The sequence below is a fragment of the Hyella patelloides LEGE 07179 genome (genome assembly GCF_900659865.1).
GTDB classification, from domain to species: Bacteria; Cyanobacteriota; Cyanobacteriia; order Cyanobacteriales; family Xenococcaceae; genus Hyella; species Hyella patelloides.
Window position 1 is genome coordinate 1 of the sequence record NZ_LR213938.1, and the last position, 14,742, is coordinate 14,742.

Annotated in this window: 12 protein-coding genes and 1 pseudogene; 3 read left to right on the top strand and 10 right to left on the bottom strand. The window is 35.5% G+C overall.

The genetic code is table 11. The annotated features are described in order from the left end of the window. Window positions 1-383 precede the first annotated feature (383 nt). A pseudogene (locus H1P_RS22155) lies at window positions 384-1,009 on the bottom strand (Uma2 family endonuclease). Window positions 1,010-1,171: 162 nt separating this feature from the next. On the opposite strand from H1P_RS22155, the gene H1P_RS22160 reads away from it, so the two are divergent. Beyond that, entirely contained in the window at window positions 1,172-1,864 is a 693-nt protein-coding gene (locus H1P_RS22160) for a hypothetical protein (protein ID WP_144871427.1), read from the top strand. Between the two features lie 367 nt (window positions 1,865-2,231). On the opposite strand, the gene H1P_RS22165 is transcribed toward H1P_RS22160, so the two are convergent. Both H1P_RS22165 and H1P_RS22170 read right to left on the bottom strand, forming a co-directional pair. Next, window positions 2,232-3,857, bottom strand: a complete 1,626-nt coding sequence (locus H1P_RS22165; protein ID WP_246141898.1) for a CmpA/NrtA family ABC transporter substrate-binding protein — start codon at window positions 3,855-3,857, stop codon at window positions 2,232-2,234. A 402-nt stretch (window positions 3,858-4,259) separates the two neighbouring features. Continuing rightward, window positions 4,260-5,603 carry an STM4012 family radical SAM protein gene (locus H1P_RS22170; protein ID WP_144871429.1) on the bottom strand — a complete coding sequence of 448 codons (1,344 nt, stop codon included), beginning with the start codon at window positions 5,601-5,603 and terminating at the stop codon, window positions 4,260-4,262. Window positions 5,604-5,924: 321 nt separating this feature from the next. Between H1P_RS22170 and H1P_RS22175 the strand changes: the two genes are divergently transcribed. Further along, window positions 5,925-7,241, top strand: a complete 1,317-nt coding sequence (locus H1P_RS22175; RefSeq protein ID WP_144871431.1) for a HEAT repeat domain-containing protein — start codon at window positions 5,925-5,927, stop codon at window positions 7,239-7,241. A 420-nt stretch (window positions 7,242-7,661) separates the two neighbouring features. On the opposite strand, the gene H1P_RS22180 is transcribed toward H1P_RS22175, so the two are convergent. After that, window positions 7,662-8,462 carry an STM4013/SEN3800 family hydrolase gene (locus tag H1P_RS22180; protein ID WP_144871433.1) on the bottom strand — a complete coding sequence of 267 codons (801 nt, stop codon included), beginning with the start codon at window positions 8,460-8,462 and terminating at the stop codon, window positions 7,662-7,664. A 178-nt stretch (window positions 8,463-8,640) separates the two neighbouring features. On the opposite strand from H1P_RS22180, the gene H1P_RS22185 reads away from it, so the two are divergent. Beyond that, window positions 8,641-9,009, top strand: a complete 369-nt coding sequence (locus tag H1P_RS22185; protein ID WP_144871435.1) for a four helix bundle protein — start codon at window positions 8,641-8,643, stop codon at window positions 9,007-9,009. A 46-nt stretch (window positions 9,010-9,055) separates the two neighbouring features. On the opposite strand, the gene H1P_RS22190 is transcribed toward H1P_RS22185, so the two are convergent. The 6 genes from H1P_RS22190 to H1P_RS22215 form a co-directional block, all read right to left on the bottom strand. Next, entirely contained in the window at window positions 9,056-10,192 is a 1,137-nt protein-coding gene (locus H1P_RS22190) for an STM4014 family protein (RefSeq protein WP_144871437.1), read from the bottom strand. A 29-nt stretch (window positions 10,193-10,221) separates the two neighbouring features. Continuing rightward, the gene (locus H1P_RS22195) at window positions 10,222-11,106 is read right to left on the bottom strand and encodes a pentapeptide repeat-containing protein (RefSeq protein ID WP_144871439.1); all 885 of its coding nucleotides are present in this window, start codon (window positions 11,104-11,106) and stop codon (window positions 10,222-10,224) included. Between the two features lie 28 nt (window positions 11,107-11,134). Beyond that, complete coding sequence (locus H1P_RS22200) at window positions 11,135-12,187, bottom strand: pentapeptide repeat-containing protein (RefSeq protein ID WP_144871441.1); 1,053 nt, start codon at window positions 12,185-12,187, stop codon at window positions 11,135-11,137. Between the two features lie 53 nt (window positions 12,188-12,240). After that, window positions 12,241-12,444 (bottom strand): hypothetical protein, encoded by a 204-nt coding sequence (locus H1P_RS22205; protein WP_144871443.1) that lies wholly within the window; start codon window positions 12,442-12,444, stop codon window positions 12,241-12,243. 152 nt (window positions 12,445-12,596) lie between these two features. After that, a complete protein-coding gene (locus H1P_RS22210) occupies window positions 12,597-12,839 on the bottom strand; it encodes a hypothetical protein (protein WP_144871445.1) in 243 nt (80 codons plus the stop codon). A gap of 315 nt (window positions 12,840-13,154) precedes the next feature. Beyond that, a complete protein-coding gene (locus H1P_RS22215; RefSeq protein WP_144871447.1) occupies window positions 13,155-14,387 on the bottom strand; it encodes a HEAT repeat domain-containing protein in 1,233 nt (410 codons plus the stop codon). Between the last annotated feature and the right edge of the window lie 355 nt (window positions 14,388-14,742).

Consider the following 14,742-nt stretch of genomic DNA (forward strand, 5'->3'; position numbering starts at 1 on the left):
GCTAGCCAATTTGACTATGTGTAGAGCTTCTCATTAATAAAAAGCCCTAATTATCTCCAGTATGAGGTAACAGCGAATAAAAGCGATCGCAATTTTCCATAAGATTGTAGAGCGTTGGTGATTTCAGAATTGAATATAAACCATACTTCTATTCACCAACGTCGATTGGGTAGTCTCTACAAAACAGTGGATGTGCAGAATTGATCTCTATTGCATCAGATAAAATAGGAGACTATCCAAACACTCGCGATCGCTATATCCAGACATGGCAACTTTTTCAATGGAGCTTGCCGAATATCTTCCTTTACCCGTAATTAAGAGCCTGAGATAAAGCAATGCAAGTCAATTTGGAGTTTAGAATCAAGATTTTTTAGCTTGAGTTGCTATTCCTGATTAGCTGAGGCAAAGATTTGTGCTGCGGTCAGATTCAGTTCTCTAAACTGCGGGGATCGCACTTGCTCGTAACCAGAAAAGCTACCTACCTCAGTGTAAGTCTTGGCAACAAGTTCTAATACCATCACTGTTTGAGTATCAGGATCGACAATCCAATATTCGGAAATACCGCAATCTTGATACTGAGATCGCTTGGCAATGTAATCTCTATCTCGTTGCAATTCACCAGGACTGACAACTTCAATAACCAATAAAGGAGGAGTCATTTTCAGGCGAAGAGTATTGCGCTTTGCTAACTGCTGAATATGTTCTTCTCGAAGGATTGTGAGATCGGGATAACGATTTCTGGGTTCTCCATTAACTTCAAGCTCTAACCCATGTCCCCGCACTCTCCGATAACCTACAAGTAGGGCGAATTGAAGCAGCAAGAATGTAGCAATTTGCACATTTTCCCCTGATTCTGGAGGGGCTGTCGCCTGTGGTTTCCCAGGCGTTTATAAGCCCCGTGTGGCACTTCGATCAACTCTCCATTAAACAGTTCATAAAGTTTATCAGTGCCATCGTCGTAAGACAGATATTCGGCAAAGCTTTGAAACCGAGGTTTAACTGGGATCATGGTTTTAACGGTGATGCGATCGCATTAACTCTACCTTCATTGTAAGCCTAATAACAATATACCTTGAGAGCAGATGATGTAAAAACCCTTAAATTATGTACCTAAAGGTACGATAAATATAGTCTCACAATCAACATTTACACGACAAGAGGACACATCATCATGGGACTTGCTGTTGCAGTAGGTAGACTTGCCGATCTAAACGTTCACGATCCCGAAGGCGCGGAGTGGCTAAGAGAATCCCTCTCAAAGGTCAACGAGGTTCTCGCAGAAAAAGGGCTTCCTCAACACAAAGAGCCAGAACAACTTCCGTCGATGCAATCCCGTACAGCGATCGCAACCTATTCATACTCATTTTTACATCACCTGCGTCGCTTTTATGCACGTGCCACGAATGCTCCTGATTGGATACCAACACCAACCCCTGAAGGTGAAGATCCTGCTCAAGATCCCGTACTTGATGAAGAAATGTATATGATGTCTAGCCATCTTTTGTGTCACTCTGATTGTGAAGGTTTTTACTTACCCATCAAATTTGACGAAGTTATTGTTGACCGAGAGGGATGGCGAGGAGACCTCGCCATATCCAATCGAGGTGTTGACGAAAAGAATCAGGGACGTGTTTTCGGAGGACTCTTGGGTTCAAGCTATCGCTTGATGGATAAACTGTTAAGCATTACTCCAAAACTAGGCATCGAACTCGATCGCGGGCGTTTAACCGATGCACAGGCGCAGAGGATCGATGAGGATTCCCAATCCAATAAAGGGTTGTGGATCGAAAAGACTGTTTGGCTATCTTTGTTTGAAGCTGCTCGATTAAGCATCGAATTTAAAACAGCAATTTGTTTTACTTGAACTGTATAGCCGTACAAAATTAGGTCAGGACAATAAGACGATTGGCTTATTTAAACCGCGTCCAGATAGAAAACTGGAGTTTAGAGTAGTTCATTTTTTCCCTTTTCCCTTTTCCCTTTTCCCTTTCCCCTAAATTAGTTATCTAAAAAACTACGGGTTTCAAAATAGACGCGGTTTAGTAGCAAGTGCTTCATGTAGTAGATGGCAATTTTAAAAATATCCTAAATATCACAGGTATTGCTATTGCTACACATGAAGCAACTATAATCTATACTTCAACAGCTACATATTTACCAATATTGGTTACGGAATAAGATCGCAGTCCTCAAACTTATTGTGGAAGAGAGTCGATCGGATTAGATGTAGTTTAAAAACCAAACTTATCTATTTGTTCTTTCAAATAAGCTTGAGGATTCTGAGGGTCTAATTCATCAAATTGAAGCTTTTCTACTTTCAATAGCTCTTGTGGTGGCTCTGTGCCCAATTCTTCGGCTAATTCTCTGGCTAGATCGGTGAGAAATATTTGTTCGCCGATTTGCTGGTAATTGGCTTTTTCTTCTGGCAAATAATCCCAACGCACTAATTGGGTAGAAATCCAAGTAGCAAAACTCTTCCAAGGATAAGGATCGAATTTAATGCGATCTGGTATATCTAAACTGTTCCCTTGTCCATCATCAAATTTGCCAGTCATTACGGCTTCTAAGACTTCGACTGGTTGATTGAGGTATTGTCTAGGAGCGATCGCAGCAGCTATTTCTTTACGGTTTTCTGGTTTATTGGCATAGTTTGCGCCATCAATAATTGCTTTGTTTAATGCTCTAAAGGTGTTGGGATAGCTGTCAATCCATTCGTTACTAGCAGTAAAGGCACAACAAGGATGACTTTCCCAGATATCTTTGGTCAAAATGTGAATAAAACCAATATCATCATGGACTACCCTTTGAGTAAAGTTATCAGGCAAGATAAAGGCATCGATTTGTCCTGTTGCCATTTTAGCGATCGCATCTGGAGGAGGCAAGACAATAGTTTTAATATCTCGATCGGGATTTACACCTCCAGCAGCCAAATAATAGCGCAAAATTAAATTGTGGTTGGAATAGTCGTAAGGAATACCAATAGTAAAGCCTTTAAAATCAGCAGCACTTTTAACTTTACCTTTGTGCTTGTTTGCTACGGCAATACCCTGACCATTATTGTTTTCAATACTGGCAAGTTTGACAGGGAAGGCTGTTGAACCTAAACCCAAACTCATGGCAATTGGCATGGGTGCTAACATATGATAGGCGTCTAACTCACCTGCGATCGCTGCGTCTCGCACTACTGACCAACTGGCATATTTTCTTAATTCGACATTCAAGCCATGTTTTTTATAGAAGCCCAAGGGATCGGACATAATGATGGGACTTGCACAGGTTATGGGCAGAAATGCCACTGTAAGGTCAGTTTTTTCTAAGCTAGAAGTATCCACTGGTTGCCCTTCAGTAGTAGCTTCTGGAGCTTGATTTGAGTTGTTACAGCTTGCTAAAGTGACCAATGCTGCACCGATGGCGACATTTCTTAAAAATCGGCGACGGGTAAAGCCACCACTACGAATAGCATCGTTAAAAAACTCGTCGGACTTGTGACCAAATGCTGCTGCAAAAGCTTCGTTTAAGCCTCCTGCTTGTTTAATTAGTTCGTTAACTAAGCGTTCCCGTTTCGCATTACCTTGTCCAGCCATTTTCAAAAATAATGCTTTTTGCAAGTCAGCTTTGCTAATACTGTCAGCAATATCTAAAGCTTGCTGGTTATATGCGCCCATCTTCATCAAATCAGCAATCAGACTATCTGGCTTACTTGGCATATCTGCCATAAACTTCCAGTGGTCTTCTGTATTGTGAAACTGTCCACAAACGAGACATTTCGAGGAGAAATTTTTCATCTCCCCGTAACCAAAATCACATGATAATTCTTTTTCTTGTATCTCTGTAGAGTTCTGGAAGTTTAAAAGCATGATTTGCCGTCTTTACCTCATTATTTTTGAATTCAATTAGAACGTTCTATTCAAACGTTTTTTGTTTTAGCGACATTATTCATACTTCAGCTACCGATAATATCGTTTCAAGTCATCGCTTTAGGGTAGTACTGAAGAATTTCATCTATATCAAGCTAATTGAAAAATATCATACAACCAACAAAAGCTCTATCAAATAGAGTTTTAATATAGACTACAATTGTATTTTATCAATAGTAAAACTTAATACCCTTGCCCAATAAACCTAGTTGGTGATTCATCTACTCGATAAATCGAGGGACTTCTCACGAAAGAAGGTTAACATCAGATATTTTCTAACTTTAACAATAATATTATTATTTTTTAAAACCATAATTATTTAATATTCATTATTTGTCTTTCTTACTTAAGCTCGTATTCTGTCATTAACTGACGTACTCTATTGGAAAAAAAACAATAGCCAATAATATCAGAACGCTCGATACCCAATTCAGTTAAGCTAATAGTATCTCCATCTTTTGTGGCTAACTTAAGAGCTAGTAATTCGGTTAATTCAGGATAGTCGGTAAATAATTCTGTGGTAAAGTTCTGACGGTATTGCTTGAAACTCAAACCTTCATCAGACAGTAGAGATATTAATATATAGCGACGCTGACGATCTTCAGTATCTAAAGTAAAACCGTAATCGATATAGTCAAAAGAATCTGTAGGCATATTAAGGTATGCTTGCAAAAGGGATTCAATCGATTTTGCACCCACCGCATACTCACTAGCATAATGTAATTGTTTCGTATAAGAACGCGCACCGCAACCTAAACCCACCATTCCGTCGGCTTGACAACAGTATATAGGTGCAGAAATATCAGTTGTACTCGGTTTTTGAAACATCCGCATGGAGATTTGCTGATATCCTTGTGCCAATAATAAATTTCTTCCTTCGCGATAACAAGCTAGTCTAATATCATCCCATTCCTTATTGGTACAATCCATCCCCGTTAATGGACGCACATATAATGGGTAAAGATAAATCTCTTCTGGTTGAAAAGATAAAGCTTGATGCAATGAATACAACCAAGTATCTATAGTTTGCCCTGGTAAGCCATAAATCAGATCGATATTTAGAGTAGGAAAACCAGCATCTTTAATACTTGTGAGAGTTGCTTGTACTTGTGTTGCTTGTTGACGGCGTTGGATGGCTAAAACTTCCGCATCGATAAAACTTTGCACCCCGATACTTATTCTATCAATACCGCGATCGCGTAGCAAGTTTAATTTATCTTCAGTTGCGGTTTCTGGAGATACTTCTACTGAGCCTGGTATGGCTTGTAAATCAGCATCCATAGTATTCTCAGCGATATCTAACACCGCTTTTAACCGACCCAAAGATAATCTAGTTGGCGTCCCTCCTCCCAATGCAAAACGGGTAAATTTTGACTCTCCTAAAGCCTGTTTAACCCTTTGCGACTGTCTCTTTAATGTATTTACATATTGACTGACAAAATCCTCATCTTTTTGCACCATCGTAAACAGATTACAAAAACCACAGCGCATTTCACAGAAGGGAATATGAATATAGAGAAATAATGCGTCGCGGTTTTCCCTACTCCAAACATCTGATAACTTTATTGGTGGATTTAAGGGGCGATATGCTGTCTTGTGGGGATAGGAATAGACATAGGTTTGATAGGGTGACGCTGTTAATAATTGGGATAGTTTGTTTGTTGGAGGGGATGAGGAATAAGTCATTAGAAGGATGAATGATGAATGATGAATTTTTCGCTCGGAAATTTATCTGTTGGTTTGAGATTGGAAAATGTTGGGTGTTGCTATGTATAGCCTTACAATGTCCTAATCTTAATGCGTAATTATATATTACATAAACTACAAGAGTTGCGATCGCAATTGCACAAAAAAATAAGATTAAAATGGGTAATCTAAAGTATGTTCCATGATAATGCGAGCATCTTGTTTATGTCTTCTTTTTTAAAGGATGAATGATGTCCTAAAGGATACCGCTTCCGCCTTAGGACTCGCTACGCATCGCGCATAAGGGATGAATTAGGAATTATGAATGACGCCCTAAAGGATACCGCTTCGCATAAAATAAAGCCTAAAGAATACGATTTAGTTTTAGGTGGGAATAATCCTCCTCCTGTTGATGGTGCTGTCTTAGGAGGTATTGAAGGAGTGAAAAGTCGATTAGCTAGTGATAATATTCAATCCCAAATCAGCGCGTTGTCAGAAGCATTTAATTATGGGGATGTTGGTTTAGATTTAGTTATTGATGCTCTGAGTAATTATAGAAGAGAAGTTAGGCAAAATGCTGATCGCTTGTTGCAGCAAAGAGATGAAAAGAAAGCTAAAGATGCAGTAAATAATTACAAGTTTTGGTCAGATTTTGAATATCCCTATGATCGAGGTAAACTTCCTACTTCTCATAGTAAAATATTTGCTCATCGAAAAGTAGAAGATTTTAATATAGAAAAAGGAATTACCGATCCTGTTAATACAGCTTATGCTTTAAGAGATCGATCTTGGAGGAGTAGCTCACAAAAACGAGAAAAAATAACAAAACAATTCAATCTATTAATTCAAAACCCTAAAATAAACAAACTAGAAGCTCTGGTTTTTGGTTATGGATTTTGGAATTTAGATTCATCTAATGAGCTTTATGATATTGTTAATACTCTTTTCGATAGTAGCGAACAAATACCAAATTTGAAAGCTTTATTTATTGGAGATATTGAAGATAGAGATATGATGATTTCTAGTATCGAACAGTCTGATATCAGTCCGATATTAGCAGTATATCCTAATTTAGAAATTTTACATCTTAGAGGCGGTCAAGGTTTAAGATTCAATTCGGGATATTCAAAAAAGCACGATAAATTAAAAGTAATAAGAATAGAATCAGGTGGTTTACCTCGCGAAGCAATTAATGGATTATGTGCTTTAGATTTACCAGCATTAGAATATTTAGAGTTATGGATGGGAACAGAAGAATATGGTGGAACTTCTACTGTCGATGATTTAATACCGATTATTAAAGGGGAAGCATTTCCTAATTTAAGACATTTAGGCTTGCGTAATGCAGAATATACTAATGAAATTGTTTTTGAATTAGTTAAATATCCTTTAATAAAGCGTTTGATCGAATTGGATTTATCTTTAGGAACTTTAGATATTGAAGGTGCTGAAGCTTTAGTAAATTGTTCGGCAGTAAATGAATTAGATACTCTCAATATTTCTGATAATTGGCTTGGTAGAAGATTAGATTTAAGGATGCCAGAACTTTTACAACTAGATTGTATAACAATTTTTGGAGAGCAGAGAATGGGCTATCCAGGTAATCCTCATGGTCGCTATTGTTCTGTGAGAGAATAAAAGTATTAATTGTATTATCATCTTATTTCTAAAGTGTTTTATCTTTATAAGAAACGCCAGACATTCAAATCTCTGACTAAAGACAAAAAGTCTTCTTAAGAAGACTAGATAAAATAGGATCGCTTTAGTTTGACAAAATCAGGAATATTCGCGGTCTGCGAAGCAGATCTCTTTGAGATCGCTTTAAATTTTGAGCTTCAATAAAAGTCAAAAAAATAAATTGAAAATTAGCTTGACTATTGACAGTTGATGAGATACTATGGTCACGGTGGAAAAGTGTGCAAAGAACAGTCTGTCGCAATAGATAGGGTTTCCAGCAAAATGAAATAACTTTCCTTGCTAGTACGTAATAAAGAAGCAAGACAAATCACAAAGTATCTACCAATCAGCGATTATAATTCATCATTCCTCATTCCTCATTCATCCTTCTAAAATTCCCTCAAAATAAGGAACAGTCCAAACAGTTTCATCACTAATCCGATGACCAATATAGCCATTTTCGCCATAAGCCGTACCGTGATCGGAGCATAAAATACAGAAAGTAGGACTTCTTTTTTTAACAGTATCCCATAGTTTGTTTATTTGACTATCGACATATTCTAATGCTGCACTATGAGACTTGATCGTATCTTGTTTGCTATTGTTTAAATAAAAATAATTAGGTTGATGAAATGCGGAGATATTAATAAACAAAAATAGTCTTTTATCTTGAGAGGTTGTTTCTAAAATATCTTTAGCTAAATTAATTTGATTTTCAGGAGAATTAATCTCGGTAACTCCTAACTCGCGACTCCAATAACTCTCTTGAAATAAATTAGGTAAAACCTGACTTAAAGGAGTTAGTTTATTAAAAAAACCTACGCCACCAATACATACAGTCTTATAACCAATTTCAGCCAATCCACTAACAATATTATCGCTATTAAAAACATAAGTATCTTCAGTTGTGGTGCTGCTTCCCTCAAACTTTACCGCAAACAAACGAGGGTGTCTTCCTGGTGTTATGGGAGTAGGTAAAAAACCAGCAAAAAAAGCATGATGGGCTGCATAGGTAAAACTTCCTGGTGTATGTCTTTTTTTCCATCCAGTTGTAGGTAAAACTTTCGCTAAGTTAGGAGTTTTTCCAGCTTCAAATAATTGTTGAGCGACATCATAACGTAGAGTATCTAAAGTGATAAATAAGATGTCATATTTACCAACTATTTGATTCATGTTAAGCATATTTTTCGGAAGGATGAATTAGAAATGATGAAGTTTGGGAAATGATAAATGATGAATGGTGAATGATAAATCACTACGTCCTCGAAGGGAGATGAATGAGGAATGATGAGTTTTTTGATTTAAAGTTGGGCAGTATAAGAGCAGAAAAATATGTGGCTTTTGATAGAGATTGGATTGTATGAGTGAAGATTTGAAGAGGAGAACAAAAAGTTTTGCTTTGCGAATTATTAGGGTTTATTCTTCTTTGCCTAAAGAGACAGTAGCACAAGTACTGGGAAAACAAGTTTGGCGATCTGGTACATCTGTTGGCGCGCATTATCGAGAAGCTTGTCGTAGTAGATCTCATGCAGAATTCATTAGTAAAATTGAAGGTGGATTACAAGAGTTAGAAGAAACTGTTTACTGGTTAGAATTATTGATTGAATCTGGTTTAGTATCCCAAGCAAGGCTAAACTTACTTTTACAAGAATCAGATGAATTAACGGCTATTCTAGTTGCTTCAGTTAAAAAAGCAAAGCAAAACAATCTCCGACGAAAAACAAAATAACACTTCATCATTCATCATTCATCCTTCATCATTCCTCATTCCTCATTCATAATTCCTCATTCATCCTTCTCAACATGGCTTTAACTTCACTGGTATAAGTATCCATCCCTTGATAAGTTGTACCAGGGATTAGATCCCCAAAAGCATTAATTTCGATGATACTGTGACGTTGTAAGTCGGGATAAACCAGTAAATCGATACCGCAGTATAAACTATTGGGAAAAACCGCAGCAGCAGCTTCACAAGTATGTTTCATCTTGAGCCAGTTAGATTGCCCCACTATACTAATAAAGGTATCATAGTTATCGCGATCGCTTCCTAAATGTAAATTCGTCATGGGGCTTTTACCGATACGCATTACGAGATGTTGTGCTTCCCCTGCTATTACGACTACTCGTAAATCAAAGGGGCGATTATTTATCCTTGCTTTTGGTAGCCATTCTTCTACTTGTACGGATTCTAAAGAGAGGATATTAATGATATCTGCTATTTCTTCTGACTTAGTATAGTTACGGATGCGACGGGAGTTATATAGCAGGGTTTCACCATCTTCTCTAACTCTTTCTACTGTTGTAATTGCTGATTCTCCCCTGGGATATATTTGATACGCCATCACACCAGAAGCAGATGAGCCATTCGCTAGTTTAACGAAGACGCGGGAACAATTTTGAGCAGACATCGCCTCTTTTAATTGTTCGTATGAATTTATTATACCAAGCGATCGCGCAACAGGAATATTATTATTAACAAACAACTGATGGGATGCGGGTTTATCGAACATGGTAATAATATCAGCAGGAGAATTCATTACCCGACACTGTATTTGTTTCTCCCATTGCTGTAATAAATGTTTCCACCCTAGATACCACTGACGGGGATAGCGAATGCGCCCTTTATCGAATTCTAAATTAACTAAATCTTCTTTACTAATTCTTCTATGACTACCAGCAATATCCGCACCCATAGCTAATACTGCTTTTTCTGTCTCAAAGTTTCTTTCGGGAGAATCAAAGCGAATGATATGGTTAGGATAATTAAAGCAGTCTAGTTTGGCTTTTCCTGCAATCAAATCTGCGTAGGTAATAATTTTAGCAGCAGGAAGATTAAAATGTTCTAAGGCTTGTTGTAAGAAACTGACGCGACGATTTTCAGGGTTGGCGATTACTATGAAGTTAAGAGGCATTTTTTTGAAGGATGAATGATAAATTTATTTTATTCACAAGAGCTTTCATAGTAATCCCAATCAATTTTTTCTCTAATATGTACCCGATCTATATTTGCACCTTCAAAATTAGCCCAACTTATATTTGTTTCCTGAAAAACAACGTGCGTTAAATTAGATTGATATAAATTTGCTCTAGTTAAATTGGCATTGTACAAATTTGCTTTAGTTAAATTAGCCCAACTTAAATCTGCATTTTTAAATTTGGTGTTATTGAGTTTTCCCCAGCTTAAATTAGAACCAGTCAAGATAGAATTATGAAAATTTGCTCTATCTAAATTGGCATAATAAAGTTCTGAATTCATTAAATATGTATTGCTTAAATCTGCAAAGGAAAGGTCTGTATGATTTAAAATAGCTTCACTTAAATTTGCCCAAGAAAGATTTGAATTACTTAAATTTGAATTACTCAGATTGGCTTGAATAAAATTCGATTTACTAAGATTTATATTACTAAGATTTATACAACTTAGATTGGCTTTATAAAAATCAGTATTACTCAGATCTAGCTGTATATTAGGATTGTCAATTCGCCAAATATTCCACTTATGTACATCATCTTTAATAAGCTTAGGAAAATATTTGATTAATTGTTGTCTTTGATTATCATCAAAAATTTTCCACAATAAGTTAAATGACTCCCATAGAATATCGCCAGTTTTGGTTTCAAGAATTTCAAATAACCAATCTTCTCCTACTTCACTATATTTAAGTGCTTCTTTAAGAAGAGTGATTTTATCTTCTTCAGAATTAGCTTTATCAAAGCGACGCTTAACTCCTTCAATTCCTCCCAATACCAAACCATCTAGAGGAGGTGAATTATTACCACCCAAAACAACATCATATTCTTGGGGTTTTCTTTCCTCATTCATCATTAATAATTCCTAATTCATCCTTCTAAGATTATTCCCATCCAGGTTCATAATAATCATCACTAAAATGTGCGCCTTTAAAATACGCACCTTTGAAGTTAGTTTTTTTACGAATCGAACGAGCAAAATTCGCATATCTTATATTTAAGCCTTTAAAATCTAGACCACTAATATTAGCGCGTCTAAAATTTGCAGCGAAAAAATTTGCTTTATCTATAATTACATCTCTAAAATCGCTATAAATTAGGCTGGAATAACTTAGATTTGCATTAGTGAATATTGATTTTTTAAAACAATAATTTTCGCAATCTACATTATATAAATTGGCTTCACCAAAATGACATTGTATGATTTTTTCACCATATAATCTTGCTTTTTTAAGATTTGCTTTTCTAAAATCTACTTGCTTTAAAATAGCTATATATAAATTAGTTTGACTAAGATTTGCATAACAAAGAATCGAACCAGTCAAATTCACAGCAGGTAAATTAGCTCTTTTAAAATTAGCATTAACTAGATTTATGTTACTTAGATTTATTTTTCTTAAATCACATTCACATAAGTCTATCCCTCTTAAATAGAGCATATACTGAGAATATTTTTTTCTCCAGATATGCCATTGTCCTCTATTCTCCAGAATAGTATTTTTAAAGTATTCTACTAATTGTTTTTCTCGATCGCTTGGTACTAATTCTAAAATAATTTTTAGGTTATCTTTCTTTTTAATAACTTTTTTAGTATCTTTTTTAGTTATAGAAATAATTTGAGGTAAACTCGATCGCTTTTCCCATTGATAAAATAATCTCTTATAAGGTTTATTCGCTATTTCTGAAAGTACTACAGCAGCAATCCATTGAATTTCTCCCGTCGCAGTTTCGAGAATTTCATATAGCCAATCCTTTCCTATATCATCATATTTGAGGGCTTCTTTAAAGATACGAATCGTTTCTTTATCAGTATTACTACTACTAAATTTACGTTTAACTCCTTCAATACCTCCCAACACCAAACCATCTACAGGAGGAGGATTATCACCACCAAGTACGAGATCGTATTCACTTGGATTTCTTTCCTCATTCATCATTCCTCATTCCCAATTCATCATTCATAATTCCTAATTCATTCTTTAATAGCTATCTACAGTTTCTCTCTAGACTTCCGCTTCATTTCTCTCATATATTCCCTTCCCTCATCAGTTTTACGCCAGCATTGGGTGTGATAGGGAGCTTTAGAACTATCTGCTCGACAGCGTTTGTTGCAGACAGGACAAATAGGATTTAATGCCACCAATCCTTTAAGAGATCGCTCGTACCATTTTGCTTGTGATTTTGCTGTTGCCATAATTTTTGATAAATAATATTATAAAAATGCCAGTAAGAATTTTAGGAGTAGTGTCCTGTTTTGTCCTTACTGGCAACCTTTCTAGTTGAATAAATTAGCTACTATTGGAGTGGAGAAAATATTAATTATAATCCCAATAACGATCGTGATAATTATCCAGCGAGTTCGATTTTTTGTAAGCGATCGTCTGAGCCTTTAATTTGGCTTTCAATTCCAGGTATTTTATTAACTCTAACTTCAATAGCGTCGAGCCGATTTTCAACAGTAGGAATTTTACTAACTTGAACTTCAACTAATTCTAGTTTGTACTTAATTACTGCGTTTTCTTCAGAAACTTTAACTAATTGATTGAATATTCCCGCTTCGTATCCTTGGGTTGGATTTTGATTCGTCATTGTTAAAAAATAGTGTTTTTTGTTTTGATACTATAATTATATATGTCTTTCGATAATTAACGTCAACAGCTATCTAGAAAAATAAATAAAAAATAGTAAACGAAGTTAACAGTCATAAACTTAAACCCAAATCTTGCCGTGGGTTAGCTTCCCGTAATAGTTTCAATATAATAGTAATCATCGCGATTGTTAGAATCGAATTTAGTCCCTGTTGAATTTATCCCAATTTACATCAATATCCAATGTATGGATATGCTGTAATTGTAAACAAGAAGTTGAATTCATAGTGATTAATATCCTATTTTATTTTCAAAATTATTCATACAAAGCATAATAGCGATCGCCTTCATCTTGAATGAAACTTGTTTCTCCTTCATAGTCATAGTAAGCACCACCAATATCAATCCTGAGAGCATATAATTTTTCTGCTTTAAGATGATTTTTTAATAATGAATAACCTCTATCCGTTAAACATCCCATCGATAAATCTAAAATAGCCAGACGAGCTAAAAGAGAAGAGTTAGTAATTTCTTCAGCAATAATATCTGCTGGTTCGGAACTTTTTAATCCTAAGTATTTAAGATTTGGAAAAGAATCGTCTTTTAACAAGTTAGCTAGCATTTTTCTAATGTGACTATTATCATCGGGATAATAACTAATTTGTCTTCCCAACCAAATTTCTAAATATTCCAGTGCGGGTAAATCTAAATTGAGAATCTGAGTTAAATTATGTTCGCTTAAATCGGCAGTTTCAATAATTAACGTTTTGAGATGTTCGTGTCTAAATCCTTCACATTCTAAAGGATATTCACTAAAACGCCCTCTTACTTTTAATACTTCGAGATTGGGATAAGCTTTTAAAATTGGTGTAATATCAAATATATCAATTTTAGATTTTCTAAACTGATGTTCTTCTCTATCTCCAATAAATAATGCTCTTAAGCTAGATAATTTATCTTTGGCATCACATATAGCTTCTAGGAAAAAGCCAAATTGTTTATGTTCATTCCAGTAATCCCATTCTATATTACAAATTAATGCTTCTATTTGAGAGATTTGTGGCTGTTGTAATAGAGAATTAATTACATCTAAATTATGATTTATAGAAACACCTCTTTGTCTGCGCCCTAAACGTCTTTCTATTACTTCTAAATTTAATATATAGGCATTGTCTATTTGATTTTTAATTCCAACTTCAGGGTTAAATCTAATTTGATTCCAATCTTTTAAAGTAGTAACAAATAAATGAGGGTTATAGTTTAATAATGCTTGCTTTGCATCAACATTACCTTGTTGTTTTAATACCTTTGCAGCAGCTATTTGAAATTCCTCAGAAGAGTCTGACAAAGCATCAATAACCAAATCAATACCATCACCGCCATAATCTAAAGCATCAGTAACAGCAGCAATTTTTGTTTTGATATCGCTACTATTCAAACGCCTTTCAACCCCTGCTATTCCCCCCAATACTAAACCATTTACAGGAGGTGGATTGTTACCACCCAGTACAGCATCGTATTGTTTGGGTTGTCTTTCCTCATTCATCATTCATTCCTCATCATTTCTTACTTGACTTATTATTCAATTAGTATATCAGTTTTGATAAATCGCTATAATGAATTACTTAAGGCAAGATCGTATTTCAGCAATTACTAACTTATATTTCCCCATTCATCCTTCATAATTGACGCGAAGCTAATCCTTTAGGGCATCATTCAGAAGGGGAATACTAAATTAACGATCGGGTTTCTATATTTTATTTAATAAAAGAACACATGAACCTATCCCACTAATATGATTTTGGTAATCCACATATGAATAGTTGCCAAAGTCAAAAAACCATCAAAAACAAGAGATTGACGTTCCCAACGAACCACTAAACGTCTATATTTTCTTTGAAACC

Coding starts and splice junctions, on each gene's coding strand:
- H1P_RS22160 (WP_144871427.1), top strand. CDS start 1,172: ATGGGACTTGCTGTTGCAGTAGGTAGACTTGCCGATCTAAACGTTCAC.
- H1P_RS22165 (WP_246141898.1), bottom strand. CDS start 3,857: ATGCTTTTAAACTTCCAGAACTCTACAGAGATACAAGAAAAAGAATTA.
- H1P_RS22195 (WP_144871439.1), bottom strand. CDS start 11,106: ATGATGAATGAGGAAAGAAAACCCCAAGAATATGATGTTGTTTTGGGT.
- H1P_RS22180 (WP_144871433.1), bottom strand. CDS start 8,462: ATGCTTAACATGAATCAAATAGTTGGTAAATATGACATCTTATTTATC.
- H1P_RS22185 (WP_144871435.1), top strand. CDS start 8,641: ATGAGTGAAGATTTGAAGAGGAGAACAAAAAGTTTTGCTTTGCGAATT.
- H1P_RS22215 (WP_144871447.1), bottom strand. CDS start 14,387: ATGATGAATGAGGAAAGACAACCCAAACAATACGATGCTGTACTGGGT.
- H1P_RS22210 (WP_144871445.1), bottom strand. CDS start 12,839: ATGACGAATCAAAATCCAACCCAAGGATACGAAGCGGGAATATTCAAT.
- H1P_RS22205 (WP_144871443.1), bottom strand. CDS start 12,444: ATGGCAACAGCAAAATCACAAGCAAAATGGTACGAGCGATCTCTTAAA.
- H1P_RS22170 (WP_144871429.1), bottom strand. CDS start 5,603: ATGACTTATTCCTCATCCCCTCCAACAAACAAACTATCCCAATTATTA.
- H1P_RS22190 (WP_144871437.1), bottom strand. CDS start 10,192: ATGCCTCTTAACTTCATAGTAATCGCCAACCCTGAAAATCGTCGCGTC.
- H1P_RS22200 (WP_144871441.1), bottom strand. CDS start 12,187: ATGATGAATGAGGAAAGAAATCCAAGTGAATACGATCTCGTACTTGGT.
- H1P_RS22175 (WP_144871431.1), top strand. CDS start 5,925: ATGAATGACGCCCTAAAGGATACCGCTTCGCATAAAATAAAGCCTAAA.